Below are 6,168 nucleotides of genomic sequence, written 5' to 3'. Positions count from 1 at the left end.
ACGACCTTGAGGACAAGCAAGCTGAACAACATCTGTGCGACTTATGGCAGAAAGAGTGCTTGCATCGGGCTCACCGTCTGCCACGATAATCTCAACAGCCGGTGAACAGACAGCTTCTGCAGCGCGCTGAAAAACATGCTCGATTCGTTCATTAATCCCTTCGGCTTCATACCATACCGGAATTATCACGCTCACAGAAAATGATTCCATAGTCCCTCAAAAAAACTAGGCGTATCAACATACTACATAGACTGCATCATGCCCGCAAGCCGTGCCCTGTAATACTACTATACCAGCCGTTATTTTTTATTCTGCTTGTAGGCGTGGGTTGCGAGACGTCCGAGCTCTTTCAACCGTCGATCAACACGATCAAATAACGAATCCTTGGTAAAGCTTCCATCCTTTCGTCTGGAACCGCACTTCATCCCTGTAAGAATTTCAAGCGCCTCTTCAATGTGCGTTACCGGATAAATACTGAACAGCCCTTCTTCCACCTTGTCTGCAATCTCGCGCTTAAGCATAAGCTGGTCAACATTATCTTTCGGCATAATAACGCCCTGCTGACCTGTCAGCCCACGGCGGGAGCAAATATCAAAATAGCCTTCGATCTTACGGGTCACACCGCCAACAGCCAGAATCTCACCACTTTGTGACACAGCACCAGTGAAGGCAAGTGACTGGGACAGAGGCACCTCTGCGAGTGCGGAAAGCAGTGCCGCAAGTTCAGCGCCTGAAGCAGAGTCACCTTCAACACCTGCATAGCCTTGCTCAAAATAGAGAGAGCCGGTCAGCACCAGCGGTTTATTATGGGCAAACATGCCAATTAAGTAACTCTTCAAAATCATCATGGCTTTCGTGTGAATAGGGCCGCTCAGCTCTGCTTCACGCTCAAGGTCAATGACACCGCCATGACCTACACCTACTGTAGATGCAATCTGATGCGGCAACCCGAATTCAAAGTCCCCGTACATAGAAACAGAAAGCCCGTTCACACGGCCGATCTTTTCCCCGTGCGTAGTGACTTTAATTAAATCGCGATCATATTCTTCAAAGAACAGCTCTTCGTACAAGTTATTACGATAGTGACGTGTAACAAGAGTCTGGTGCACGACAGATCCATCCACAGTTTCTTTTTTGTCCATCGCAGCAAGCGCTGATGCTTCAATCATGATTTCACGCAGCAGCGGAAACTTAAGTGAAAGGCGGGTCTGGTCTTCCACTATGCGGGAACCGTAATCAATGACTTCTGCCATGGCATCTTTTGTAAACGGCAAAAGATCGCAGTCATCAATAATGCCTGCCATTCTATGCAAGTATACAGCATAGCCTTCCTTACCACGAAGCATGGCGTCGTTCAGATGCGCTTTGATTTTAAACAGCTTAGGAAAACGGTCATCAGATTGAAGCAGTTGCTCATACACGTCTTCTCCGCCAATGAGAATGACTTTAAGGTCCAGCAACAACGGTTCAGGCTCAATACCTTTTGTTTTCGTTGTTTCCTGTCCCTCTTCACTGTCTTCAATGCGTACCATGCCGGAGCGTAGTGCACGCATCAGCCCTTCCCACGAGCCGCCCTGAGAAAGAATGTCTTCAATGTGCAGTAACAGGAACCCACCGTTTGCCTGATGCAACGAACCGGACTTAATCAAAGAGAAGTCGGTAATGAGCGCGCCCATTTCAGCTTCGCGTTCAATGCAGCCCAGCAAATTGGCCACAGTCGGATGATCATCCAGAATAATCGGCGCACCTTTAGACTCAGAATGGTCTACAAACACATTGATTTCGTATGGTGCAGCCGCATCTTCCTGATGCTGCTGTTGCAAGGCCTCAGGAAGGGTCAACGGGGCTGCGGAAGGCTCTTTAGGAAGCAGAGCTTCCACATGCTCAATAATATCTTCTCTAGCTGCCTTGAAAAAATCGCTTAATGCTTCGCTCTGACAACACTCTTCGTACTCTTTCACTACCGGCTGTAAGAGTTCATCAAGCACTTCGGTTGTCAGTTCTTTATCTAAATTTTTCTCTTTAGTGCGCAGTGTCTGCTCTGCTTCATTCATATTGCGCAGCAAGGTATTAAGCGCCTGCAACAGCTTATCGCCCTTGCCCTTCAAGCTCTTTTTCAGCCCCTCGTCTATACGCTCGAACTCTTCTTCAGAAAGACGTTTACCGTCAATGAGCGGATACAGCGTAATGCTCCCCTGCTCATCCAGATCCATATGGAAACCTTCTTTTCCAGCTATGGAGTCCATTTCTTTAAAGAGCGCATCACGCTCTTCTGCAAATTGATCCATAATGATGGTTCGTTTTTTCAGGTAGCTGTCACCTTCAAAACGCTTAGGAAGCTCTTTGCGGATATTGGAGATCGCCTGAGAAAAGTCCTGTTTAAGAGAACGCCCCTTTCCGGCAGGTACAGAGAGCAGAATAGGCGCATCAGGGTCATCAAAATTATTCACGTACAGCAAGTCCGGCGGAACAGGCAGTGCTTTTGCTTTCTCACGCAAATATTCCTGCAGCATATAGTTACGCCCAAGGTTGGCGCACCCTGCTAAAAAGATGTTGTACCCGTTGTCGTTAATATGCAGAGCAAGCTCAAGAGCCTGCATTGCCCGCGGCTGCGGAGCATGAACACAGGTTGCATCCAGCTTTATGTCTGAACTGCTTTTGTAAGGAATATGGGACAGCGCAAGCTTAGCGCGAAGTTTCTTGGCAGGAAGAGGCCGAATCTTGCTCATGGTACTCCAGCTATTATCAACTGATTAAAATAGGATAGATGACATACCGGCACTGCTCTTAGACACGCCTACCCAAAAAGCCGTGTGCAGTACCGATTGTAAACATACCTGTTTGATATTTGATTGTCACTACAGCAGGTTCTAAAAGTCATTTTAAACCATACGGGATGAGTTGCAACCCGCAACCACTCCGTCGCGTAATAAAAAACCCGGACAAACAAATGTATGTCCGGGTTGTATAAGCAAGCAACAGGTGCCTATGTTTTCACATAACCACTCTGAGATGCAAAACTGCTAGCGCATAGTTTCTTCTGCAGCTTCCACTACATGCTCAACGGTGAAACCGAAGTGCTTGAAGAGTTCGCCAGCTGGTGCAGACTCACCGAAGGTAGTCATGCCAATCACGCGACCATTGAGGCCAACGTACTTGTACCAGAAGTCAGCAGCTGCTGCTTCCACTGCAACACGTGCAGTAACAGAAGAAGGCAGAACGCTTTCTTTGTATTCTGCATCCTGTGCATCAAATACAGAGGTAGAAGGCATGGAAACAACACGTACTTTGCGGCCAGCTGTAGTAAGGCGGTCATATGCTTCTGCAACGAGGCCAACCTCAGAACCGGAAGCGATGAGAATACACTCAGGAGTGCCTTCACAATCACGCAGGATGTAACCACCGCGCTTAACGTTTGCGAGCGCTTCTGCACTACGCTCCATGAACGGCAGAGTCTGACGGGACATGGAGAAACAGGTCGGTGCATTCTTGGTTTCAATACCGGACTTCCATGCTTCGATGGATTCAACAGTATCGCAAGGACGCCATACGTGGCAGTTAGGGATCAGACGCAGACCTGCAAGATGTTCTACCGGCTGGTGAGTCGGGCCGTCTTCGCCAAGACCGATGGAGTCGTGGGTCAGTACCCAGAGAGTACGGATGCCCATGAGAGCGGAAAGACGGATAGCGTTCTTAGCGTAGTCGGAGAATACGAGGAAGGTACCTGCGTAAGGAATGATACCGCCGTGCAGTGCCATACCGTTCATCATAGCACCCATACCGAACTCACGAACACCGTAGGACATGTAGTTACCAGTCCAGTGATCGTTAAAGAGCAGCTCGTACTGATCCCACTTGGTGCCTACAGAACCGGTAAGGTCAGCAGAACCACCGAGGAGTTCCGGCATTGCAGGGCCGAATGCGTTAAGAGCAACCGGAGAATCTTTACGGGTAGCAGCAGACTTAGCAGCAGCGTTCGCTGCATCAATTGCTTTCTGTGCGAGATCTTCAAAAGATTCAGGAAGGTCGCCAGCCATGCGGCGGATAAATTCTTTAGAAAGTTCAGGATGCGCAATCTGGTAGCTTGCGAACATGCCGTCCCATTCTTTTTCAACTGCTGCACCACGCTCACGCGCGTTCCATGCATCAGAAATATCAGCAGGAATATCAAATGCAGGATGATCCCAGCCGATTTCTTTACGGGTTGCAGCAATCTCGTCATCACCAAGAGGTGCACCGTGTGTTGCAGCAGTACCCTGTTTGTGAGGAGAACCGAAACCAATGATGGTGCGGCAGCAGATAAGAGAAGGCTTTTCAGTTTCTGCTTTTGCTTCTTCAACAGCTTTTTTGATCGCTTCCGGGTTGTGGCCGTCTACATCGCGAACAACATGCCAGCCGTATGCTTCGTAACGTGCTGCTGTGTCTTCGTCGAACCAGTGACCAACCTTACCGTCAATAGAGATACCGTTATCATCCCAGAATGCGATAAGTTTACCAAGACCGAGAGTACCTGCGAAAGAACATGCTTCGTGAGAAACACCTTCCATCAGGCAGCCGTCGCCCATGAAAACGTAAGTGTAGTGGTCTACAACATCAAAGCCGTCACGGTTGAAGTGAGCAGCAAGAACTTTTTCAGCCACAGCCATACCGACTGCGGTTGCAATGCCCTGACCAAGAGGGCCTGTCGTGGTTTCAATACCCGGGGTCATACCGTATTCCGGATGACCAGGAGTCTTTGAATCCATCTGACGGAAATTTTTGATCTCTTCGATGCTCAGATCATAACCGGAGAGGTGCAGCAAAGAGTAGATAAGCATAGATGCGTGACCGTTAGAGAGTACAAAGCGGTCACGGTTAGCCCATGCAGGATTAGCAGGGTTATGCTTAAGAAAATCGTTCCAGAGAACTTCAGCAATATCTGCCATACCCATCGGCGCGCCCGGGTGGCCAGAGTTTGCTTTCTGCACAGCGTCCATGCTCAGAGCGCGGACTGCATTGGCGAGGTCTTTACGAGAAGGCATCGTTTCCTCCTAAAAGAATGATGCAATAAAATTTTTCCAGCTGGTTGCTGTGGCAGTCGATAGACCGTTATTGCCCACATGACAACCATTGATAACACTTTTCAAAAAAGCCGCTATGCGGAGCGTGCCACTTCTTCAAATGTCTTCAGTCGTTCCGCGTATGGAGGGAAACCAAAAAATGCAGAACCGGATACCAGCACATCAGCGCCGTTGCGTACCAATTCTGCAGTGTTGTCAGGATCAACCCCGCCATCAACCTGAATCAGGGTTGAGAGACCGCGTTCCTTAATCATGCCGGAAAGTTCTGCAACTTTACGCATGCTGAACGGAATAAACTTTTGTCCACCGAACCCCGGGTTAACACTCATAATGAGTACCATGTCGAGTTCGTCCAGAACGTATTCAAGAACGGAAAGCGGAGTATGCGGGTTAAGTGCCACACCTGCTTTAGCGCCCTTACGTTTAATTTCAGCAATGGTACGTTCAAGATGGTTGGTTGCTTCGGCGTGAATAACAACCATGTCAGCACCGGCATCTACAAAGTCGTCTACGTAGCGCTCCGGCTGCTGAACCATTAAATGAACATCAAAAAAGAGGTTACTCTCTTTACGGAGACGCTTGATTACTGGTGCTCCGAGAGTAATGTTAGGTACAAACATGCCATCCATGACGTCCCAATGTACCCATTTAAGTCCTGCCTGTTCGAGTGCCTTCAATTCGTCAGCAAGTCTGCCGAAATCTGAAGACAATAACGAAGGTGAAAGGATCATAGTTTCTTCTCTGTGGCTTACGCCGGTTATGGTACTGTGCTGGTGTGCTCGCCCCCAACAGGCAAACCACACAAAAAATACGGGTTCATCATCGACGACCCGTTGAAAGCATATCACGAAGTAATGTGAGCTCTGTTATGATTTCCTCAACATCAATAGCGGCTGTTCCCTGCATGTACTGCGGGTTTTCTACACCACTCCCCGTGCAAAAAGCCTCTATCTCCGGCCCGGGTAATTCCGGACCGGTGATAGAGCCATACATTTCTTCATATTGACCCAGCACCTTGCGGGCACCGTCAATGGTCAATCCGCGTTCGTAAAGCAAGTGCCGTATCACCCGCAGCAGAAGTACATTCTGCTCGGAATACATACGCTGC

General features: G+C 48.8%; 4 protein-coding genes and 1 pseudogene. All 5 read right to left on the bottom strand.

Annotated elements, in window-relative coordinates; genetic code table 11:
- A pseudogene (locus tag SP90_RS16255) lies at nt 1-210 on the bottom strand (hypothetical protein); the annotation flags it as partial.
- 89 nt (nt 211-299) lie between these two features.
- On the bottom strand, nt 300-2,729 hold the full coding sequence (locus tag SP90_RS16250) for a Lon protease family protein (RefSeq protein ID WP_066858798.1): 2,430 nt from the start codon (nt 2,727-2,729) through the stop codon (nt 300-302).
- A gap of 294 nt (nt 2,730-3,023) precedes the next feature.
- A complete protein-coding gene (gene tkt, locus SP90_RS16245; RefSeq protein ID WP_066858797.1) occupies nt 3,024-5,021 on the bottom strand; it encodes a transketolase in 1,998 nt (665 codons plus the stop codon).
- Between the two features lie 113 nt (nt 5,022-5,134).
- Complete coding sequence (gene rpe / locus SP90_RS16240) at nt 5,135-5,791, bottom strand: ribulose-phosphate 3-epimerase (RefSeq protein WP_066856702.1); 657 nt, start codon at nt 5,789-5,791, stop codon at nt 5,135-5,137.
- Between the two features lie 88 nt (nt 5,792-5,879).
- The coding region (locus SP90_RS16235) for a MerR family transcriptional regulator (protein WP_157471370.1) at nt 5,880-6,168 on the bottom strand (289 nt) is incomplete at its 5' end.

The sequence above is a fragment of the Halodesulfovibrio spirochaetisodalis genome (genome assembly GCF_001672295.1).
Classification (GTDB): domain Bacteria; phylum Desulfobacterota; class Desulfovibrionia; order Desulfovibrionales; family Desulfovibrionaceae; genus Halodesulfovibrio; species Halodesulfovibrio spirochaetisodalis.
Note: the sequence above shows the minus strand (reverse complement) of the source record. Positions and strands in the feature narration are given on the sequence as shown.